The sequence below is a fragment of the Streptomyces sp. NPDC029014 genome (assembly GCF_055564695.1).
The window spans coordinates 107,939-128,233 of the sequence record NZ_JBVHVT010000011.1 but is presented as its reverse complement, the minus strand read 5'-3'; the positions used below and the strand labels follow the sequence as shown (position 1 = coordinate 128,233).

16 protein-coding genes and 1 pseudogene are annotated in these 20,295 nt (G+C 73.5%); 10 read left to right on the top strand and 7 right to left on the bottom strand.

Translation table 11 applies throughout. The annotated features are described in order from the left end of the window. Positions 1-397: 397 nt before the first annotated feature. Positions 398-1,181 (bottom strand): annotated as a pseudogene (locus ACZ4VL_RS08775) (RICIN domain-containing protein); the annotation flags it as partial. Further along, on the bottom strand, positions 1,151-1,399 hold the full coding sequence (locus ACZ4VL_RS08770) for a hypothetical protein (protein ID WP_468197444.1): 249 nt from the start codon (positions 1,397-1,399) through the stop codon (positions 1,151-1,153). The gene ACZ4VL_RS08770 and the pseudogene ACZ4VL_RS08775, both read right to left, overlap by 31 nt. Before the next feature lie 116 nt (positions 1,400-1,515). Here ACZ4VL_RS08770 and ACZ4VL_RS08765 point away from each other — a divergent pair, with 116 nt between their 5' ends. The 3 genes from ACZ4VL_RS08765 (at position 1,516) to ACZ4VL_RS08755 (ending at position 6,597) form a co-directional block, all read left to right on the top strand. Further along, positions 1,516-2,937: a class II fumarate hydratase gene (locus ACZ4VL_RS08765; protein ID WP_468197414.1), complete on the top strand. Its 1,422-nt coding sequence runs from the start codon at positions 1,516-1,518 to the stop codon at positions 2,935-2,937. 102 nt (positions 2,938-3,039) lie between these two features. Continuing rightward, positions 3,040-3,735, top strand: coding sequence for a cytidylyl-2-hydroxypropylphosphonate hydrolase (gene fomD / locus ACZ4VL_RS08760; protein ID WP_468197411.1), 696 nt, complete (start codon positions 3,040-3,042; stop codon positions 3,733-3,735). Between the two features lie 513 nt (positions 3,736-4,248). Then, entirely contained in the window at positions 4,249-6,597 is a 2,349-nt protein-coding gene (locus tag ACZ4VL_RS08755; protein WP_468197439.1) for a SpoIIE family protein phosphatase, read from the top strand. Positions 6,598-6,810: 213 nt separating this feature from the next. Here ACZ4VL_RS08755 and ACZ4VL_RS08750 read toward each other — a convergent pair whose 3' ends face one another. Continuing rightward, on the bottom strand, positions 6,811-9,069 hold the full coding sequence (locus ACZ4VL_RS08750; RefSeq protein ID WP_468197408.1) for a transglycosylase domain-containing protein: 2,259 nt from the start codon (positions 9,067-9,069) through the stop codon (positions 6,811-6,813). A 233-nt stretch (positions 9,070-9,302) separates the two neighbouring features. Here ACZ4VL_RS08750 and ACZ4VL_RS08745 point away from each other — a divergent pair, with 233 nt between their 5' ends. Both ACZ4VL_RS08745 and ACZ4VL_RS08740 read left to right on the top strand, forming a co-directional pair. Further along, on the top strand, positions 9,303-10,211 hold the full coding sequence (locus ACZ4VL_RS08745; protein ID WP_468197406.1) for an SPFH domain-containing protein: 909 nt from the start codon (positions 9,303-9,305) through the stop codon (positions 10,209-10,211). Next, positions 10,208-10,492 (top strand): type II toxin-antitoxin system antitoxin, encoded by a 285-nt coding sequence (locus ACZ4VL_RS08740; RefSeq protein ID WP_468197404.1) that lies wholly within the window; start codon positions 10,208-10,210, stop codon positions 10,490-10,492. Before ACZ4VL_RS08745 ends, ACZ4VL_RS08740 begins: the two co-directional genes overlap by 4 nt. Before the next feature lie 58 nt (positions 10,493-10,550). On the opposite strand, the gene ACZ4VL_RS08735 is transcribed toward ACZ4VL_RS08740, so the two are convergent. Then, a complete protein-coding gene (locus tag ACZ4VL_RS08735; protein ID WP_468197402.1) occupies positions 10,551-12,053 on the bottom strand; it encodes a DUF2079 domain-containing protein in 1,503 nt (500 codons plus the stop codon). A 267-nt stretch (positions 12,054-12,320) separates the two neighbouring features. Between ACZ4VL_RS08735 and ACZ4VL_RS08730 the strand changes: the two genes are divergently transcribed. Genes ACZ4VL_RS08730 through ACZ4VL_RS08720 form a run of 3 tightly spaced genes read left to right on the top strand, consistent with a single transcriptional unit; the run spans position 12,321 to position 15,861 of the window. Beyond that, positions 12,321-12,845, top strand: coding sequence for a PadR family transcriptional regulator (locus ACZ4VL_RS08730; RefSeq protein ID WP_468197400.1), 525 nt, complete (start codon positions 12,321-12,323; stop codon positions 12,843-12,845). Further along, positions 12,842-13,528 carry an ABC transporter ATP-binding protein gene (locus ACZ4VL_RS08725; RefSeq protein WP_468197397.1) on the top strand — a complete coding sequence of 229 codons (687 nt, stop codon included), beginning with the start codon at positions 12,842-12,844 and terminating at the stop codon, positions 13,526-13,528. The genes ACZ4VL_RS08730 and ACZ4VL_RS08725 overlap by 4 nt, the downstream gene beginning before the upstream one ends. Beyond that, complete coding sequence (locus ACZ4VL_RS08720) at positions 13,525-15,861, top strand: ABC transporter permease (protein ID WP_468197394.1); 2,337 nt, start codon at positions 13,525-13,527, stop codon at positions 15,859-15,861. Before ACZ4VL_RS08725 ends, ACZ4VL_RS08720 begins: the two co-directional genes overlap by 4 nt. Positions 15,862-15,909: 48 nt before the next feature. Here the strand turns inward: ACZ4VL_RS08720 and ACZ4VL_RS08715 are convergent, their stop codons facing one another. Further along, entirely contained in the window at positions 15,910-16,857 is a 948-nt protein-coding gene (locus ACZ4VL_RS08715; protein ID WP_468197392.1) for a hydrogen peroxide-inducible genes activator, read from the bottom strand. Positions 16,858-16,991: 134 nt separating this feature from the next. On the opposite strand from ACZ4VL_RS08715, the gene ACZ4VL_RS08710 reads away from it, so the two are divergent. Continuing rightward, complete coding sequence (locus ACZ4VL_RS08710) at positions 16,992-17,546, top strand: peroxiredoxin (RefSeq protein WP_468197391.1); 555 nt, start codon at positions 16,992-16,994, stop codon at positions 17,544-17,546. 3 nt (positions 17,547-17,549) lie between these two features. Beyond that, a complete protein-coding gene (locus ACZ4VL_RS08705) occupies positions 17,550-18,086 on the top strand; it encodes an alkyl hydroperoxide reductase (RefSeq protein ID WP_404234219.1) in 537 nt (178 codons plus the stop codon). 59 nt (positions 18,087-18,145) lie between these two features. Here ACZ4VL_RS08705 and ACZ4VL_RS08700 read toward each other — a convergent pair whose 3' ends face one another. Further along, the gene (locus ACZ4VL_RS08700) at positions 18,146-18,853 is read right to left on the bottom strand and encodes a hypothetical protein (protein WP_468197387.1); all 708 of its coding nucleotides are present in this window, start codon (positions 18,851-18,853) and stop codon (positions 18,146-18,148) included. Next, positions 18,837-20,276 carry an AI-2E family transporter gene (locus tag ACZ4VL_RS08695; RefSeq protein ID WP_468197384.1) on the bottom strand — a complete coding sequence of 480 codons (1,440 nt, stop codon included), beginning with the start codon at positions 20,274-20,276 and terminating at the stop codon, positions 18,837-18,839. The genes ACZ4VL_RS08700 and ACZ4VL_RS08695 overlap by 17 nt, the downstream gene beginning before the upstream one ends. Positions 20,277-20,295: the final 19 nt, after the last annotated feature.

The window sequence follows — 20,295 nt, the reverse complement described above, 5'->3', positions numbered from 1 at the left end:
CGAAGGGGAAGGTCACCGTCTACCACCAGCGGTCGTTCGACGGCAGCGTCGGGACGTCGGAGGCCGAGGTCGACTGCCTGATGACCGGCGACGGGGTGGCCACCCTCACGGCGGTCGTGACGAAGTCGAACGTCGGTACGGTCGGGGAGCGGATCGGCATCAGCGTGCAGGACGGCCGGCACGGCGCGCCCGACCGGCTGGGCTTCTCCTGGGGCATCGCCGACCTGGACCCGGGCCGTGACCCGATCCTCGCCCGCGTCGGCACCTGCATGGCCCCGGCGCCGTTCGCGACGGTGACCGGCGGCGGCTTCGAGGTGGCCTCGGCCCCGCTGCCGCCGCTGCGCGGGTAGGGACACCCGGCCGAGTCGTCCGGCCGGGTGTGGGGGGGGGCGTACCCGTGGACGGCCGCGCCCGCCGGGTCGTACCACCAGCCCTGGTTGCGGCCGCCGTGGCCGTCCCAGCCGATGACCTCGGTGCCGTTGGCGCTGGAGCCGCCGTCGGCGTCGAGGCAGATGCCGGTGGCCCCGTTCCGCAGCGGCCGGTACAGGTCGTCCCAGGCCCCGGCCTGGAGGACGGGCGTGCCGGTGGACGCCGGGTCGGCGCAGGAGGCCTCGCGCAGGCCCGAGCCGTACAGCAGGGTCAGGCAGGCCGCGAACGCGCCGTGGCCGCGCCGGTCGGGATGGAAGGACTGGCGGGCGGTGTTCTCGTCCCACGGGAAGTGGTCGCCGAGGTCCAGGTAGAGGCCGCGGGCCCAGGTGTCCTCCCTGCACACCTCGTGGCCGTGGAAGAGCCGCGAGTTGTCCAGGTACAGGGCTCCGGAGGCACGGGCGGCCTCCCGTACGCCCTTCTCGAAGGCGGGCACGGCGTGGTTGCGGCCCCAGGCGGCGTCGGAGTCGCAGCCGGCGCAGCCGCCCGGGAGCTTCCCGGGGAAGCCCGGGTTGTCGTAGGAGTCGGGGCCGATGGGGCTGGGGTAGCCCATGACGACGAGCTCGTAGGCGGAGTCGGCGTAGCCGGCGGCGCGCATGACCGTCTTCGGGTCGGCGACCGTGGCCTCGACCTGGCCGCAGCCCGTCCACGCGGGCCTGCCAGCCGGGGGCGTACTTCGGCTCGCAGGCGCCCTGGCCGAGCACCCGGCGGGTGACGCAGTCGGTCATGACGGGGCCGAACTGCAGGTCGTCGTTGGGTCGCCGTAGATCCTGGTGGCCTCGGCCGCCCGGACGGCTTCCAGTTCGGGCGGCAGTGGGGTGACGGCGCCGGTGACAGCGCCGCTGACGGCGCCGGAGCCGGCCGCCGGGGCGGCCGCGTGGGCCAGGGGGGTGACGGCGGTGACGCCTCCGAGGGCGGCCGCGAACGCCGCGACGGCGGCGACGGTACATCTGAGCTTGGGCGCCCTGCCCACACATGTCATGTACGCATCGCCGAGATCGGCGTTACCGCCGGTATTTACTGCCCGGCAGGGGAGAGGGGAACACTTCCTACAAGTCGGTTGCTCAACTTTTCGAGGAGGCCACGAACATGACGAACGATCAGCACGACGCCACCCGGGACCAGGCGGGGCCGCACCGCATCGAGCACGACTCGATGGGTGAGGTGAAGGTCCCCGCGCACGCCAAGTGGCGGGCCCAGACCCAGCGCGCGGTGGAGAACTTCCCGCTCTCCGGGCAGCGCCTGGAGCGCGCCCACATCGAGGCGCTCGCCCGGATCAAGGCCGCCGCGGCCACGGTCAACGCGGAGCTTGGGGTGCTCGACCGCGAGCTCGCCGCGGCCGTCGTCGCGGCCGCGGCCGAGGTGGCCGACGGCCGCTGGGACGACCACTTCCCCGTGGACGTGTTCCAGACGGGGTCCGGGACCTCGTCCAACATGAACGCCAACGAGGTGATCGCCACCCTGGCCGCCGAGCGGCTCGGCCGCGACGTCCACCCCAACGACCACGTCAACGCCTCGCAGAGCTCCAACGACGTGTTCCCGTCGTCCATCCACATCGCCGCGACCGCCGCCGTCACCCACGACCTCGTCCCCGCCCTGCGCCACCTCGAACTCGCCCTGGAGCGCAAGGCCGCCGCCTTCGCCGAGGTGGTCAAGGCGGGCCGGACCCACCTGATGGACGCCACGCCGGTCACCCTGGGCCAGGAGTTCGGCGGGTACGCCGCCCAGGTCCGCTACGGCATCGAGCGGCTGGAGGCGGCCCTGCCCCGGCTGGCCGAACTGCCGTTGGGCGGCACCGCGGTGGGCACCGGGATCAACACCCCGGCCGGCTTCTCCGCCTCCGTGATCGCCGAGGTGGCCGCCGCGACCGGGCTGCCGCTGACAGAGGCCCGCGACCACTTCGAGGCCCAGGGCGCCCGGGACGCGCTGGTGGAGACCTCGGGCATGCTCCGCACCATCGCCGTCTCCCTCACGAAGATCTGCAACGACCTGCGCTGGATGGCCTCCGGACCGCGTACGGGATTGGCCGAAATCAACCTCCCGGATCTCCAGCCGGGGTCCTCGATCATGCCCGGCAAGGTCAACCCGGTCGTCCCCGAGGCCGTGCTGATGATCGCCGCGCAGGTGACCGGAAACGACACCGCGGTCGCGGTGGCGGGCGCCGCGGGCAACTTCGAGCTCAATGTGATGCTCCCCGTGATGGCCCGGAACCTGCTCGAATCGATCCGCCTGCTGTCCTCCGCGAGCCGCCTGCTCGCCGACCGCACCGTCGACGGGATCACCGCCAACGTGGCCCGGGCCAGGGAGTACGCCGAGTCCTCCCCCTCCGTGGTCACCCCGCTCAACCGGTACATCGGCTACGAGGAGGCCGCCAAGGTCGCCAAGCGGGCCCTCGCCGAGCGGAAGACGATCAGGCAGGTCGTCCTGGAGGCCGGCTACGTCGACCGGGGCGACCTGACCCTGGAGCAGCTCGACGAGGCCCTCGACGTCCTGCGGATGACCCGGCCCTGAAACGGTTCCGGACAGGGGCCGGATCCGGTCGTTTCCCGCCCCCGAACCCCTCCGTGACCTGCACCGCAGCGAGCACAGGGGCCCCAGCCCTAATATCTGCGCATGACAGGTACCTCAGGCCGCGGGGGCGGCGAAGCACAGGGCGAGCGCTGGCGGCCGGGGACGCAGATCCTCTGGCGGTACCGCGACCACGCCCCGGGCCTGACGGGCGCGGTCCACATCTGCCGCCCGGTGACCGTGGTGCAGGACACGGCGGAGCTGCTGGCGGTGTGGATGGCGCCCGGCACCGAGTGCGTCAAGCCGGTGCTCGCCGACGGCACCCCCGTGCACGAGGAGCCGCTCGCCACCCGCTACACCGCGCCCCGCACCACCGCGCGCTCCCGCTGGTTCGGCACGGGCGTGCTGAAGCTGGCCCGGCCCGGGGACCCGTGGTCGGTGTGGCTGTTCTGGGAGCACGGCTGGCGGTTCAAGAACTGGTACGTCAACCTCGAGGAGCCGCGGTCGCGCTGGACGGGCGGGATCGACTCCGTCGACCACTTCCTCGACATCTCCGTCTACCCGGACCGCACGTGGAAGTGGCGCGACGAGGACGAGTTCGCGCAGGCGCAGCGGGTGGGCCTGCTGGACGCCGGTCAGGCGCGGCGCGTGCAGGAGGCCGGGCAGCAGGCCCTGGAGGTCGTCAAGGCGTGGGGGGCTCCGTTCTCGGACGGGTGGGAGGGCTGGCGGCCCGATCCTGCCTGGGGCGTTCCGGCCCTGCCGGCGGACTGGGACCGCACTCCGGCGCACATGACCTCATGAGACCCTTGATGCGCCCCGGGGGTTGAACCGTAATATCTCCCTCCGCAAGGTCGCGCGCGGGTGCCGCGCCCTGCCGCACTTCCGTAAATCTCGTGCCGGACGCGGAAATTGACTGGAGGTCAACGCCGGGGCGAGAGGGTAACGTGCGGGTGGGGGTCCCCGCGGACGAAGTCGGGGCGGGCGTCCCCCTGACGAAGTTTGGGGAGGAACCGCGGGGCGATGGTGTCCCCGCCGCTGAGCGGGTATACCGCGACTGACCGAGTTGAGTGCAGCGCACATCGAGCGCAAACGGACGGAATGCCACGCGTGACGGAGTACCCCACCTCGCAGGAGGGCCCGCAGCCTGCCGCAGCCGCCGCGGCACCGGCCCAGGGCGGCCCCGGCACGCCCTCCTCCGCCACCTCCGCCTCCGCTGCCGCCGGTGCCGCGGACGGGCGGGCCCCCGCCACGGTCCCCGGCGGGTGCACGGACGAGCTGGGCCACGGGAAGGCTCCCGCCCCGGCCGCCGAGGGCGTGCGCGGTGCGGCCGGACCCGGCGCCGACCCCGTACGCGCGCACGCGGACACCCCCGGCCCCGGCCCGGACGTACCACGGCCCCGCGACGGCGGGGCGGCCCCCGGTCCGGACCCCGCGGCCGCACCCGCCCGCGAGGAGGGCCGCCCGGCGGCGCAGGCCGCCCCGCGGACCCGGCGCCGGCGCGGCCGCACGCGGGACTCCGAGGCCGCCCGGACCGCCGCAGCGGCCCGCCCCGAACGCGCGGGGGAAGAGCGGCCGGCCGCGCAGGCGGCAACGGCCGCGGCAGCGGCGGCAGCAGCAGGGGGCGCCATACCGGACGGAGTACGCAGCCGCGCGGCCGACACCGGCGGTACGGACACCGCCGGCGGCAGGAGCACCAAGCACGGCAAGGGCAGCAAGAGCGGAGCCAGCAGCACCGGCACGGCCACCGCCGGCCTCGATCCCGTCGACCTCGTCGACCCGGTCGACCCCGCCGACCCGGAGGGCACCCCGCAGACCGGCGCGCCCGACGTCCGGGACCCGGCCGGGACCGGGGACCGGGCGGCGGCCGGCGGCGCGGTGCCCTCCGTCGGCAGCGTCGAGGGGGCCCTCGCCCGCCGGGAGGGCGACCGGCTGCGGTTCGTCGGCGCCGCCACGCGCCGCATCGCGCGCGGCATCGACCTCGACGAGATCGTGCTCGGCCTGTGCCGGGCCACCGTGCCGACGTTCTCCGACGCCATCCTCGTCTACCTGCGCGATCCCCTGCCGGTCGGCGACGAACGGCCCGTCGGACCGGTCGTTTTAAGGCTGCGCCGCACCGACCGGCTCCGGCCGATCGACGACCTGACCGGAGCCGAGGGCGCCGGTGCCGCGGGGGGCGCCGGGGAGCTCGACTTCAGCCAGTTGCCGTTGGTCGGCCCGCAGGGCGACCTGCCCGCCGCCGAGCTGTGCGAGATCCTGCCCGGCGGGGCGCTCGCCGAGGTGCTGCGCGGCGTCCGGCCCGTCTTCGCGTCCTCCGAGGGCGCGCAGGACGCGCTGCCGGAGCTGCTGGGCGCGGAGCACCCCGTACCGCGCGGCCGGAGGGCCGTCCTCGCGCCGCTGCGCGGCCGCCGCCGGGTGATCGGCGCCGCCGTGTTCCTGCGCAGCCCGGAGCGGCCCGCGTTCGAGCAGAACGACCTGCTGGTCGCCGCCCAGCTGGCCACGCACACCGCGCTCGGCATCGACAAGGCCGTCCTGTACGGCCGCGAGGCGTACATCGCGGACGAGCTCCAGCGCACCATGCTGCCGCACAGCCTGCCCCAGCCCACCGGGGTCCGGCTGGCCTCCCGCTACCTGCCGGCGGCCGAGACCGCCCGGGTCGGCGGGGACTGGTACGACGCCATACCCCTGCCGGGCAGCCGGGTCGCGCTCGTCGTCGGCGACGTCATGGGCCACTCCATGACCTCTGCCGCGATCATGGGCCAGCTGCGGACCACCGCGCAGACCCTGGCGCAGCTGGACCTGCCGCCCGCCGAGGTGCTGCACCACCTGGACGAGCAGGCCCAGCGGCTGGGCTCCGACCGCATGGCGACCTGCATGTACGCCGTGTACGACCCGGTGTCGCACCGGATCACCATCGCCAACGCCGGCCACCCGCCGCCCGTGCTGCTGCACCTGGGCGGCCGCGCCGAGGTGCTCCGGGTGCCCCCGGGCGCGCCCATCGGCGTCGGCGGCGTCGACTTCGAGGCCGTGGAGCTGGACGCCCCGGCCGGGGCCACGCTGCTGCTCTACACCGACGGGCTGGTGGAGTCCCGGCTGCGGGACGTGTGGACCGGCATCGAGCAGCTCCGCGAGCGGCTGGCCACCACCGCCCAGCTGACCGGGCTGGACCACCCGCCGCCGCTGGAGGCGCTCTGCGACGACGTCCTCGACATGCTGGGCCCCGGCGACCGGGACGACGACATCGCGCTGCTCGCGGCCCGCTTCGACGGGATCGCGCCCAGCGACGTGGCGTACTGGTTCCTCGACCCGGAGGAGACCGCCCCGGGGCGGGCCCGCCGGTTCGCCCGTCGGGCGCTGGCCCGCTGGGGCCTGGAGGAGCTCGAGGACTCGGTGGAGCTGCTGGTCAGCGAGGTGGTCACCAATGCGGTGCGGTACGCGGAGCGGCCGGTGACGCTGCGGCTGCTGCGGACGGACGTGCTGCGCTGCGAGGTCGGCGACGACTCCCCGCAACTGCCGCGCCAGCGGCGGGCCCGGGAGACCGACGAGGGCGGCCGCGGCCTGTTCCTCGTCAACCGGATGGCCCGGCGCTGGGGTGCGACCCGGCTGAGCAGCGGCAAGGTGGTCTGGTTCGAGCTCTCGCTGCCGGGCGGCCACGACCGCCGCTGAGGGCCCGCTGAGCGCCGCTGAGGCAACTGAGGGCCCGCTGAGGGCCGTCTGAAGCCTGCTCGACCGCCCGGGGACCGGCCGGGGCACCGCCCAGGGGCCCGGGCCGTCAGGGCCGCGCCCGGCCCGCGCGACGGCCCCCGCACCGCCCGGAAGGACCGCCGCCCCGCAGCTCGTGAGCTGCGGGGCGGCGGTCCTTCGCGTGGGGCGTGCGGCCTACGGGTTCTGCTGGCCGAACGGCGGCTGGATCGGCGGGGTCGCGCCGCTCTTCGTCGGGTCCGGCTTCACCGTGCCGCTCTTGGTCGGGTCCGGCTTGCCGCTGCTCTTGCTCGGGTCCGGGTTCGGCGAGACCTTGCTCGGGTCCGGGCTGGGCGAGACCTGGCTGGAGCTCGGCGACGGGCTGGTCGTGCTCGCCGAGGCCGACGGGGAGGTGCTGCGCGACGGCAGCTGCACGGGACCCATGTCCGCCTCGGACAGGTCGAACTTCGCCGTGTCCACGCCCTTGAGCGCGGCCAGCGTGTACGCCTTCCAGATCTCCGCCGGGAAGCTGGAGCCGCCGGCGCGTCCGCCGCCCGCGGTACCGGTCAGGGTGGTCTGCTTGGCGGTTCCCGGCTCCTCACCGAACATCGCGACGACGGTCACCAGCTCGGGCGTGTACGCGGTGAACCAGGCGGCCACGTTCGACTCGGTGGTACCGGTCTTGCCGGCGGCCTCGTACGCGGAGCTGCGCACGGCCTTGCCGGAGCCGTCGTTGACGACGCCCGTGAGGACCTTGGTGACGGTGTCGGCGGTCTCGCGGCTGAGGACCTGCTGGCCGGACTCGGGCTTCTTGAACTCGCGCTCGGCGTGCTCGGCGCTCTTGATGATCGAAGGGGTGACCTTCTTGCCGTGGTTGTCGAGGGTCGCGTAGACGCCCGCCATCTCAAGGGTGTTGGCGCTCATGGTGCCGAGCGACATGGCCGGCTTGTCCTCGGGCCAGCCCTGACGGTCCTTCATGCCGAGCTCGAGGGCCGTCTTCTTCGCGTTCGGCGGCTTCACGTCGACGATCATCTGGGCGTACACGGAGTTCACCGAGAAGTTGGTGGCCTCCTGCACCGACATCATCGGGGTGCCGTAGTTCCTGTCGTCCTGGTTCTGCGGGTTGAACGGGACGCTGCTGCCCACGACCGCGCGCTTGCTGGTGCCGTCGTACAGCGCGTTCGGCGTGATCGGCTTCTTGTCCTGGGTGAGGGCCTTGTTCTCCAGGGCGGAGGCCAGCACGACCGGCTTGAACGTCGAGCCCGGCTGGAAGTCCGTGCGCAGGGCGTTGCTCGCCCAGTGGTCGGACAGGCCGGTGCCGCCGTACATGGCGACGATCGCGCCGGTCTTCGGGTCGACGGAGGTGGCGCCGGCCTGCACGGCCGCGTCGACGGGCCGGTTCTTGCGGTCGAGCTTCGACTCCAGCTCGTCCTTGACGGCCGTCTCCAGGGCCTTCTGCTTCTTCGGGTCGATGTTGAGGACGATCTCCCAGCCGCCCGCCTGGAGTTCGGCGGCGGTCATGCCGGTCTGGCGGCGCAGCTCGGCGTCGGCGGCCTGCTTCAGGTAGCCCTTCTGGCCGTCCAGGCCCGGGGCGGGCTTGGGCTTGACCGGCTCCTGGAACTTCAGCGTCTGGCGCTTGGCCTCGTCCAGCGCGCCCATCTCGACCATGTTCTGGAAGACGCCGTTGAAGCGGACGGTGACGAGTTCCTTGCCCTTCTGGCTGGCGGTCGCCCAGTCGTAGTCGCTGGGGGCCTGGAGGAGGGCCGCGAGGTAGGCGCCCTGTTCCAGCGTCAGCTTCTCGACGTCGGTGTTGTAGTAGGCCTGGGAGGCGGCCTGGATGCCGTAGGCACCGCGCCCGAAGTAGCTGGTGTTCAGGTAGCCCGCGAGGATCTCGTCCTTGGTCATCTTCTGGTCGACCTTGAGGGAGATCACCAGCTCCTTGAGCTTGCGCGTGGGAGTCTGGTCCTGCGTCAGGTAGAAGTTCTTGACGTACTGCTGGGTGATCGTCGAACCGCCCGCGGCGCCCTTGCCGGTGGCCGTCCGGACCAGGCCGCGGGCCACGCCCATGAAGTCGACGCCGCGGTCCTCGTAGAAGGACTTGTTCTCGATGGCGATGAACGCGGTCTGGATCTCCTTCGGGACCTTCTCGATCGGGACGATCTCGCGGTTCATCTCACCGACCCGGGCCATGAGGCTGCCGTCGGCGTACTTGTACGTGTTGCTCTGCTGGATCGCCTCGGCGTTCGGGTTCGGCGGGTCCACGTAGAAGTACAGGCCGACGAGTGCGGCCATGCCGAGCAGGATCATCCCGAAGAAAGTCCCCAGGATCGTCTTCCAGTTGAGGAAGCGGCGTATGCCGGTGCGCTTGCCGGCCTGCCCCTTTCCGCTGGCGCGCCCGCGCGGCGACCGCCGCGCGGTGCGCTGCTGCTGCGCTTTACGCGCTTCTGCTCGGCCCATCGCTCCCGCTCCGCTCGAATTCCCCCCCGACGTCAGCTGAAAAAGCTAACACCGCAGGTTGTGGCAAAGGTTTGCCAAGTATGAACAAAACCGTTCAATTCGGACGTGAGAATCAGCACCCACGTCAAGGGAACCGACGCTCGTACGCCCCGGAGGGTTGCGGTGACCCCGAAAAGTGATATCACTTTGCTAGGGCGTCCGATCGATCGGACCCATGGGAACGGGGGCATGTCATGACAGAAGCGGCACGGGTCGAGACGGGCGTACGGGAGTTCCCGGCGCGCAGCGTGGGCGGCGGACTCGCCCTCCTGCTCGGGCTGGCGGGGGCGGCCGCGGGGGTGCTGCTGATCGCCCTGGGCGCCGCCGGGGAGACCGGCGTGCGGCACCTCGGCCTGATCGTGCCCGGGATCCTGCTGGTGGTCGTCTCGCTGGTCGCGATGAGCGGGCTGAACACGGTCTCGCCGGGCGAGGCGCGTGTGGTGCAGCTCTTCGGCCGCTACCGCGGGACCGTCCGCACGGACGGCCTGCGTTGGGTGAACCCGCTGACCTCGCGGAGCTCGATATCCACCCGCGTGCGCAACCACGAGACGGCCGTCATGAAGGTCAACGACGCCTACGGCAACCCGATCGAGCTGGCCGCGGTCGTGGTGTGGCGGGTCCAGGACACGGCGCGCGCCAACTTCGAGGTGGAGGACTTCGCCGAGTTCGTGGAGACCCAGGCCGAGGCGGCGGTCCGGCACATCGCGATCGAGTACCCCTACGACGCCCACGACGAGGGCGGCCTGTCGCTGCGCGGCAACGCCGAGGAGATCACCGAGAAGCTGGCCCTGGAGCTCGCGGCGCGGGTCGACGCGGCCGGCGTCGAGATCATCGAGTCGCGCTTCACGCATCTCGCGTACGCTCCGGAGATCGCCTCCGCGATGCTCCAGCGCCAGCAGGCGGGCGCGGTCGTGGCGGCCCGCAAGCAGATCGTCGAAGGCGCGGTCGGGATGGTGGAACTGGCCCTGACCCGCCTGCAGGAGGAGGACATCGTGGAGCTGGACCCCGAGCGCAAGGCCGCCATGGTCTCCAACCTGATGGTGGTCCTCTGCGGGGACCGCGCGGCCCAGCCCGTCGTCAACACCGGCACCCTCTACCAGTGAGCTCGTCCGGCGAGGCGGAGGCCGCGGGGCCCGGGCACGGGCACGGGCCCGCGCCGAAGCGGGCCGCGCGCGCCGGACGGCAGGAGCGCAAGCAGGTGCTGCTGCGGCTCGACCCGCAGGTGTACGAGGCCCTCGCGCGCTGGGCCGGCGAGGAACTGCGCAGCGCCAACGCGCAGATCGAGTTCCTGCTGCGGCGCGCGCTGGCGGAGACCGGCCGGCTCCCGGGCGGGGCGGCCCCGATCCCGCCGCGCGGCCGGCCCCGGTCCGGGCCGCGGCCCTGAGGGCCGCGGCCGGTGCCGACCGGCCCGGCAGCCGCGGCAGCCCGACAGCCCGCCGCGGTCAACGGGTGCGGCCGAGCAGGACGACACCGCCCTCCTCGGCCACGGTGCGGTAGCCGCGGCTGCGGGCCCCGGCGAGCGCGAGGGCCTCGTCGCGGATGCTCAGCGGCCAGCGCAGCTCGTCCGGGACCCGCGTGTCCACCACGATCCACGCGGGGTTCGGTCGGCTGTCGGGCCAGCCGAACAGGCTGACGCTCGTCCGGTGGACCAGGTGCGGGACGAGGTGGTCGGAGGCCTGGACGGTGGCGCCGTCCGGGATCCGGTCCATCACGTGGTGCACCACGGCGACCCGGGGATCGGTCGCCCAGAAGGACGGCCGGAACAGCTGGCCCAGCGAGTGGCTCGGCAGCAGCAGGAGGCACACGCCGGCCGCGCCCAGCAGGTAGCGGCGCAGGCCGGCAGCGGTGGTGCCGCGCCGCTGGAGGGCGTCGACGAACGCCGCGAAGACGATGGGCATGAGGGTGAGGGAGTAGTGGTAGCCGGTCCCCCAGTGCGGCTCGTAGTCGGAGACCGCCCGCCACAGCAGGGTCGGCACCGCGACCAGGACCAGCGGTGAGCGCAGGGCCAGGAACAGCGTCGGCGCCAGCAGCAGCACCAGCGTCATCACCTTGGTGTCGGGGGTGACGAGCCCGAGCGTGGCCTTGTACAGCAGCTGCCCGGGGCCGCCGCCCGCACCGCCGTCGCCGTCCCCGCCGCCGAGGAAGCCGGCGTAGAAGTACGTGCCGCTCGGGTTGAGCGCGGGCAGCACCACCAGCATCGCCAGCATCAGCCACACCACCCCGGCCACAGCGGCGGCGATACCGAGCCGGCGTCCCCCCTTGCCGGCGCGCCACGCGGCCAGCAGCCCGATCACGGCGACGGTGAGCCCCATGTCCTCCTTCACCAGCAGCAGCGGCAGCGCCCACAGCACGGCCGCCCGCAGCCGCCCCTGACCCAGCGCGACCAGGGAGCAGGCCAGCAGCGGGACGGCGAAGGCCCACTCGTGGAAGTCGAAGCCGACCCCGCTCGCGATGCCCCACGAGAGCCCGTAGACGAGCCCGACCACCACCCCCGCGGCGGCGCCCAGCGCCCGGTGCGCCCAGCGCATCAACGGCAGCGTGCTCACCGCGACGAGGGCCGCCTGGGCCAGCAGCAGGGTGCGGGCCGACGGCCAGACCCAGTACGCCGGGGCCAGGAGGGCCAGGACCGGGGAGAAGTGGTCGCCGAGCAGGGGGAAGCCCGGCCCCTTGACCTCGGAGACCGGCAGGTGCCCCGCCGCGTAGGAGCGGACGGCCTGTTCGAAGATCGCCAGGTCGAAGCTGTGCGAGTGCAGCCGCTCGTGGGTGCGCAGCGACAGCGTCGCGTAGAGGAGGAAGAGCCCGGAGGCCACCGCCCACGTCCACCACGGGGGTGCGGACCGACCGGCGGACGCGGCGGCGGCCGGGGTCGGCCGGCCGTCCGTCCGCGCCGGTGCGGCGGACTGCTGCGGCGGGAGCGCGGGGGTGTCCGCGGGAGGTGCGTGCATGGTGCGCCTTTCGGGAGACGGGGCCGCCGGAACGCGGCCGGTACGAGGCCGGTGGCCGGAGCTGGGCCGGAACGGCCGGATCAGGGCCGGAACGGGGACCCGCGAAAACGGGATCAGTGCCCACAAAGTGCCAGCCGCTCCCGGAGCCGGCGCCGAGCCGCCGCCTCCGGGCGCCAAGTCCCTTCGAATGGCCGCAGGACGGGGCGGCGCCCACCTCTGCACCCCATGTATACACACCGCGTATACACCGGATGTATAGTCCTGGGCATGTCCATCGGTCACACGCTCCTCGGCCTCCTGGAGGCCGGCCCCCGGCACGGCTACGACCTCAAGCGCGCCTTCGACGAGAAGTTCGGCCACGACCGCCCGCTCGCCTACGGGCAGGTCTACTCGACCATGTCCCGCCTCCTGAAGAACGGCCTCGTCGAGGTCGACGGGATCGAGGCGGGCGGCGGCCCCGACCGCAAGCGGTACGCCATCACCGACGCCGGCGTCACCGACGTCTCGGCCTGGCTCGCGCAGCCCGAGAAGCCCGAGCCCTACCTCCAGTCCACCCTCTACACCAAGGTCGTCCTCGCGCTCCTGACCGGCCGCAGCGCCGCCGACCTGCTGGACACCCAGCGCGCCGAGCACCTGCGGCTGATGCGCACCCTGACCCAGCGCAAGCGCAAGGGGGACCTCGCCGACCAGCTGGTCTGCGACCACGCCCTGTTCCACCTCGAAGCCGACCTGCGGTGGCTGGAGCTCACCGCCGCCCGCCTCGACCGGCTCCGGCAGGAGGTGGCCCGGTGACCCCCGCCGGCTCCCTGCTCGCCGCCACGGACCTCCGCAAGGCGTACGGGGCCACGTACGCCCTGGACGGCGCCGGGTTCTCCATCCACCCCGGCGAGGTCGTCGCCGTCATGGGCCCCTCCGGTTCCGGCAAGTCCACCCTGCTGCACTGCCTGGCCGGCATCCTGACGCCCGACTCCGGTTCCATCACCTACGCGGGCCGCGAGCTGACCGCGATGAACGACGCCGAGCGCAGCGCCCTGCGCCGCACGGATTTCGGCTTCGTCTTCCAGTTCGGCCGCCTCGTGCCCGAGCTGACCTGCGTGGAGAACGTCGCCCTGCCGCTGCGGCTGACCGGCGTCAAGCGCCGGGAGGCCGAGCGGACCGCCCTGCACTGGATGGAGCAGCTCCAGGTCGACGACCTGGCCCGCAAGCGCCCCGGCGAGGTCAGCGGCGGCCAGGGCCAGCGCGTCGCCGTGGCCCGCGCCCTGGTCACCGGCCCGCGGGTGGTCTTCGCGGACGAGCCCACCGGCGCCCTCGACTCCCTCAACGGCGAGCTCGTGATGCAGCTGCTGACCGAGTCCGCCCGGGCCGCCAACACCGCCGTCGTCCTCGTCACGCACGAGACCCGGGTGGCCGCGTACTCCGACCGCGAGATCGTCGTCCGTGACGGCCGTTCCCGCGACATGGAGCGGATCGTATGAACCTGCTCCGGACCTGGGCCCGCGACCTGGCCATGGGCGTCCGGTTCGCCGTCGGCGGCGGCCGCGAGGGCTGGACGCGCACCCTCCTGACCGGTGTGGGCGTCGGCCTCGGCGTCGCCCTGCTGCTGGGCACCACCGCCGTGCCCGCCGCGATGGCGGCCCGCGACGCGCGCGGCGACGCCCGCGAGACGATCACCTCCCACACCGCCGACCGGCCCGGGCGCAACACCCTGCTGATCGCCTCCGGGAACATGACCTACCGCTCGGACGACGTGAACGGGCGCCTGGTCCAACCCGAGGGCCCCGACGCGCCGCTCGCGCCCGGGCTGAAGAAGTACCCGGGCCCCGGCGAGCTGGCCGTCTCCCCCGCCCTCGACCGGCTGCTGAAGAGCGACGCCGGCAAGCTGCTGCGGGAGCGCCTCGACGGGCGGGTCACGGCCGTCATCGGCGACGCCGGACTCGTCGGACCGGGCGAGCTCTACTACTACGCGGGCACCGACCGGCTCTCCCAGGAGGCGGACAGCCCCTACGTCCAGCGGATCACCGCCTTCGAGAACACCCTGGAGGCCCAGCCCCTCGACCCGGTCCTGGCCCTGCTCGTGCTCGTCATGTTCACCGCCCTGCTGGTGCCGGTGGCCGTGTTCGTCGCAGCCGCCGTCCGCTTCGGCGGCGACCGCCGCGACCAGCGCCTCGCCGCCCTGCGCCTGGTCGGCGCGGACGGCCGGATGACCCGACGGATCGCCGCCGGGGAGGCGCTCGCCGGCGCGGTGGCCGGCCTGCTCCTGGGCGCCGGGTTCTTCCTCGCCGCCCGCCGGCTCACCCCGTACGTCAGCCTCCAGGACCGCAGCCTCTTCCCCGCCGACCTCGCCCCGGCCTGGCCGCTGGCCCTGGTCGTCGCCGTCGCCGTCCCGGCCGCGGCCGTCCTCGTGACCCTGTTCGCGCTGCGGGGCGCGGTCATCGAGCCGCTGGGCGTGGTGCGCTCGGCCGCCCCGGTCCGGCGCCGCCTGTGGTGGCGGCTGCTGCTGCCGCCGGCCGGACTCGGCCTGCTGGTCCCGATGGTGGGCCGCGGCAACGGGTCCGGCCGGTTCAACCAGTGGCAGGTGTCCGCCGGCGTGGTGCTGCTCCTCGTCGGCATCACCGCCCTGCTGCCCTGGCTGCTGGAGCGGGCCGTCGGCCTGTCCGGCGGGGCCGGACCGGTCTCCTGGCAGCTGGCCCTGCGCCGGCTCCAGCTCACCAGCGGCACCGCCGCCCGGCTGGTCGGCGGCATCGCGGTCGCGGTCGCCGGGGCCATCGCCCTGCAGATGCTCTTCGCCGGCGTCGAGCGCGACTACTCCGAGGAGACCGGCCAGGACCCGGGCCGGGCCTCGCTGTCGATCCTCACCCGCTCCGGCACCGAGGACCGGGTCGACGCCCTCGGCAGGGCGGTGGCCGGCACCAGGGGCATCACCAAGTCCGTCCCGCTGGCCTCGACTTCGGCCGCCGCCGACCCGGCTGACGCGGAGTCCGACCCGATCCAGCTCACCATCGGCACGTGCGCCGCCCTCGGCGAGGTCGCCGTGCTGCCCTCCTGCCGCGACGGCGATGCCTTCGCCCTGACGGGCGGCACCACCGTGCGCGGCGAGCGGGCCACCGCGGCTCCCGGAGAGAAGCTGTACACGGGGAACCTCCACGACCCCGACGGCCCGCCGCCCACCGTCTGGACCGTGCCCGCCTCCACCCGCCCGGCGCAGGCCCGCAAGGACCCGGTCGGCTCGACGCGCAGCGGCCTGCTGGTCACCCCGTCCGCCGCCCCGAAGGTGCAGCGCTACGGCTCCGCCCAGGTGTACATCACCCTGGACCCGGGCACGCCGGACGCGATGGAGCTGGCCCGGACGGCGGCCTACAAGGCCGACCCACTGGCCACCGTGATGACCCTCCAGTCGACCCGGACGGCCCCCGAGCTCGGCTCCATCCGGACCGGCCTGTTCATCGGCGCCACCCTGGTCCTCGTCCTGATCGGCGCCAGCCTGCTGGTGTCCCAGCTGGAGCAGCTGCGCGAGCGCCGGAAGCTGCTGGCCGCCCTGGTCGCCTTCGGTACCAGGCGCTCGACGCTCGGCCTGTCGGTGCTCTGGCAGACGGCCCTGCCGGTCCTGCTCGGCCTGGCCCTGGCCACCGTCATCGGCCTCACGCTCGGGGCGGTGCTGATGCGGATGACCGACGTACCCGTCCGCATCGACTGGGCTTCGGTCGCGGGGATGGCCGGCATCGGGGCCGCCACCGTCGCCGTGGTGACCCTGCTCAGCCTGCCGCCGCTGCTGCGGATGATGCGCCCGGACGGTCTGCGCACCGAGTGACCGGCGCGCCGGCCGGCGCCGTACGCACGCCCGTTCCCGGCGGTCCGACTACTCGGCGGGCCACACCGGGAGCGGGCGCACGGCTTCGCGCAGCGCGGCCGCGATGGCCCGGAACTCCTCCTGCCGGGCGGTGCCGGTCCGCATGGCGAGCGCGATCCGCCGGGAGGGCGCGGGCTCGGCGAAGTACCCGGTGGCCAGGTACTCGTTGCGGGCGGTCTCCAGCCGCAGCGCGGTGCGCGGCAGCAGGGTGACTCCGAGGCCGCCCGCGACCAGCTGGACGAGGGTGGACAGCCCGGCGGCGGTGGTGGTGACGTCGGCGCCGTCGGTCCGCCCTGCCTCCCGGCAGATGTCCAGGGCCTGGTCGCGCAGGCAGTGGCCCTCGTCCAGCAACAGCAGCTGCAGGCCGCGCAGTTCCTCGCGCGGGATGTCCCGGCGCCCGGCCAGCGGGTGCTCGCGGGGGGCGAGCAGGACGAAGTCCTCGTCGAACACCGGGAGTTCGGTGACCCCGGGCACCCCGAGGGGTACGGCGAGCAGCAGCAGGTCGAGTCGTCCGGCGGCGAGCCCGTCCAGCAGCGACGACGTCTGCTCCTCGTGCACCTGGAGGTCCATGCCCGGGTAGCGGCGGTGGAACAGGCCGAGCACGGTCGGCAGCAGGTAGGGGGCGACCGTGGGGATCACCCCGAGGCGCAGGACGCCGGTGAAGGGGGCGCGTACCGCCTCGGCCTCCTCCAGCAGGGCGCCCATGGCGTCGAGGACGGCGCGGGCGCGGGTCGCGATCCGCTCGCCGGCCGGGGAGAGCAGCACCTTGCGGGTGGTGCGCTCCAGCAGCTGGACGCCGAGGGCCTCCTCCAGTGCGGAGACGGCGCCGGAGAGCGCGGGCTGGCTCATTCCGATGGCGGCGGCGGCATCCCGGAAGTGCAGGTGTTCGGCGACGGCGGCGAACGCGCGCAGTTGTGCGAGCGTCGCCTGCTTCGCTCCCCTACTACCCACAGCCACTGATAAGCACCTCCGATCACCCACTACAAGACTAGCTATTTCCGCAATCAATGCTGGCTGTGCCAGCATGTGAGACACGTCCACCCCCTCGAAAAGCGCCCGACCAGGGCGCCTTTCCCCTGCAAGGAGAGCACGTGCTCACTGTCGGTGACAAGTTCCCCACCTACGATCTGACCGCCTGCGTCTCGCTCGAGGCCGGCAAGGAGTTCGCTCAGATCGACCACAAGACCTACGAGGGCAAGTGGCGCGTGGTGTTCTTCTGGCCGAAGGACTTCACCTTCGTGTGCCCGACCGAGATCGCCGCCTTCGGCAAGCTGAACGACGAGTTCGCCGACCGCGACGCGCAGGTCCTCGGCGTCTCCGGCGACTCCGAGTTCGTCCACCACGCCTGGCGCAAGGACCACGCCGACCTGCGTGACCTGCCCTTCCCGATGCTGGCCGACTCCAAGCACGAGCTGATGCAGGCCTGCGGCGTGCAGGGTGCGGACGGCTTCGCGCAGCGCGCCGTCTTCGTCGTCGACCCGAACAACGAGATCCAGTTCTCGATGGTGACCGCCGGCTCCGTCGGCCGTAACCCCAAGGAGGTCCTGCGGGTCCTCGACGCCCTGCAGACGGACGAGCTGTGCCCCTGCAACTGGACCAAGGGCGAGGACACCCTGGACGCCGGCGCCCTGCTGGCCGGTGAGTGACGGATGTCCCTCGACTCCCTCAAGTCCGCCATACCGGACTTCGCCAAGGACCTGAAGCTCAACCTGGGCTCGGTCATCGGCAACCAGGACACCCTCACCCAGCAGCAGCTGTGGGGCACCGTCCTGTCCTGCGCCATCGCCGCCCGCTCCCCGCGGGTCCTGCGTGAGCTGGAGCCGGAGGCCAAGGCCGCGCTGTCGCCCGAGGCGTACACGGCCGCCAAGTCGGCCGCCGCGGTCATGGCGATGAACAACGTCTTCTACCGCACCCGCCACCTGCTCTCCGACCCGGAGTACGGCACGCTGCGGGCGGGCCTGCGGATGAACGTCATCGGCAACCCGGGCGTGGAGAAGGTCGACTTCGAGCTGTGGTCGCTCGCCGTCTCCGCCATCAACGGCTGCGGCCAGTGCCTGGACTCGCACGAGCAGGTCCTGCGCAAGGCCGGTGTCGAGCGCTCGACGATCCAGGAGGCCTTCAAGATCGCTTCGGTGATCCAGGCCGTCGCGGTGACCCTCGACGCCGAGGCCACCCTCGCCGAGTAGCAGCCCGTACGCGCACAGGGGCCCCGCCGCCGTCACGGCAGCGGGGCCCCTGTCCCGTTCTACTTGCGCAGCCGGGCCATCAGGGTCCGCATGTCCTCGACCATGGCCGCCTTGACGGCGTCCTCGTCGGGCTGCGGGCCCTCGGCGCCCGCCTCGTCGGTGTCCCCGAGCCACCCGACCGACAGCGTGAACACCGCCCCGCCGTCGAGCACCTGGAGGCGGGGGCCCGAGGTGTAGGGGGACCTGCTGTTCATCAGCGCCCGCTCGCCGAGCCCGGCCACCTGCTCCACCTCGCCGGCGTTCGGCACCACCTCCCGGAAGACGCCCGGGGCGACCCCGAACTCCGCCTCCGGGTCGGTCTTCTTGTGCAGCTCGACCATGACCTGCATCTGGTACGAGGTGCCCTTCTCCACCCACTCCGTGAAGTACTCGCAGTGGGACCAGTCGAGGGCCGGGCTCTCCCGGTGGGCCCGGTGGTTGGACATCACGGGCGCGGTCGTCCTCACGAGGGTGTCGAGCCGGGTCTCCTTGCACAGGTCCTCGCTGTGCCGGTACGCGAGCGGCGGCGCTCCGAAGGAACGGTCCTGCAACACCGGTAAGGCCGCCCACGCGGCCGAGGCCAGCAGGGCCCCGCCCAGCGCCCACGGCCACGGCGCCCGCGCCCCGCGTACGGCGCGTCCGGCGCCCTCCGCATCGTCCTGCGGCACCGGAGCGGCGGGCGGCCGGTCGTCCTCCCAGCCCCCCTCCAGCTCAGGCTCGCTGATCACTGCCGGCCTCCCGCGCAGCCTGCTCCACCGCCGTCGCCCCGTGCGGACCGGGGCCGATCGGCGCGGCGCCGTGCAGGAGCTGGTCGCGCGAGTAGGCCTTCAGGTAGCCGACCACGGTGTTGGTGACGGCGACCAGCGGCACGGCGACCACCGCCCCGCCGATGCCCGCGATCATGCCGCCCGCGGCCACCACCAGCACCACCGCGAGCGGGTGCACCCGTACCGCCCGGCCGAGGATGAACGGCTGGAGCACGTGCCCCTCGATCTGCTGCACCGCCAGCACCACGGCCAGCACCAGCAGGGCGCTGACCGGCCCCTGCGTCACCAGCGCGACGACCACGGCGAGGGCGCCGGAGACCACCGCGCCGACCAGCGGGATGAAGGCGAACAGGAAGATGAACACGGCCAGCGGCACCGCCATCGGCACGTTGAGGAAGTAGATGCCCAGGCCGATGAAGATGGCGTCGATGAGCGCGACGAGGACCGTGCCGCGCACGTACGCGGTCAGCGTCCGCCAGGCGCGCGGGCCGGCACCGGCCACGCCCCGGCGGGCGCCGGCCGGGACGAGGCCCAGGGCCCAGCCCCAGATGCGCGCGCCGTCGTAGAGCAGGAACAGCGTCGAGAACATCGCGAGCAGCATCCCGGTGAGCACCTCGACCAGGACCGTCACGCCCTGCAGGCCCGCGGAGGTGATCTGCTCGGTGTTGGTGCCGATGGTCTCGCTGAGGTTCTTCGCGATGTCGTTGATCTGCTTCTCGGTCACGTGGAACGGACTGGCCAGTGCCCAGAGTTTGAGCTCGTTGATGCCGTCGCGGACGCGGGCGGAGAGGTCGTCGAGGTTCTCCATGACCTGCCAGACCACGAACCAGCCGACCAGGCCGATGACCACGAAGCCGAGGACGGCGGTGACGGCCGTGGCCAGTCCGCGCGGCAGCCCGAGCCGGCGCAGCCGCACCACGAAGGGCTGGAGCAGCGCGGTGACCAGCATGGCCGCGGCGAACGCGAGGACGACCAGGCGGACTTCGCTGATCACCTTCATCAGCACCCAGAGCATCCCGGCGAGCAGCAGCAGCCGCCAGCTGGCCTCGGCGGCGACCCGCATGCCCCAGGGGATCACGCTCGCCGGGTCGGGGCGCGCGGGCTGGGCGGGCGGCAGGGGCGGGTGGGACGGGAGGGCCGGGTGCTCCGTGGAGGTGCCCGGCGCCGGGGTCGGCTGCCCGGAGGCGGCGGCGGGGGCCCGGCCCTCGCCGGCCGTCCCGGCACCGGACCCGGACCCGGATCCGGAGCCGGAGCCGGCCTCGGAGCCGGCCCCGGAGTCGGGCCCGGACCCGCCCTCGACCACGGCACGCCGCGCGGCCAGTCCGGCCTCCATCCGGTTCAGTCTGCTCGCGAGCCGGCCGAGCCAGCCTGCCCTGTTCCCCATGTCGTTCCTTTCCCCCCAC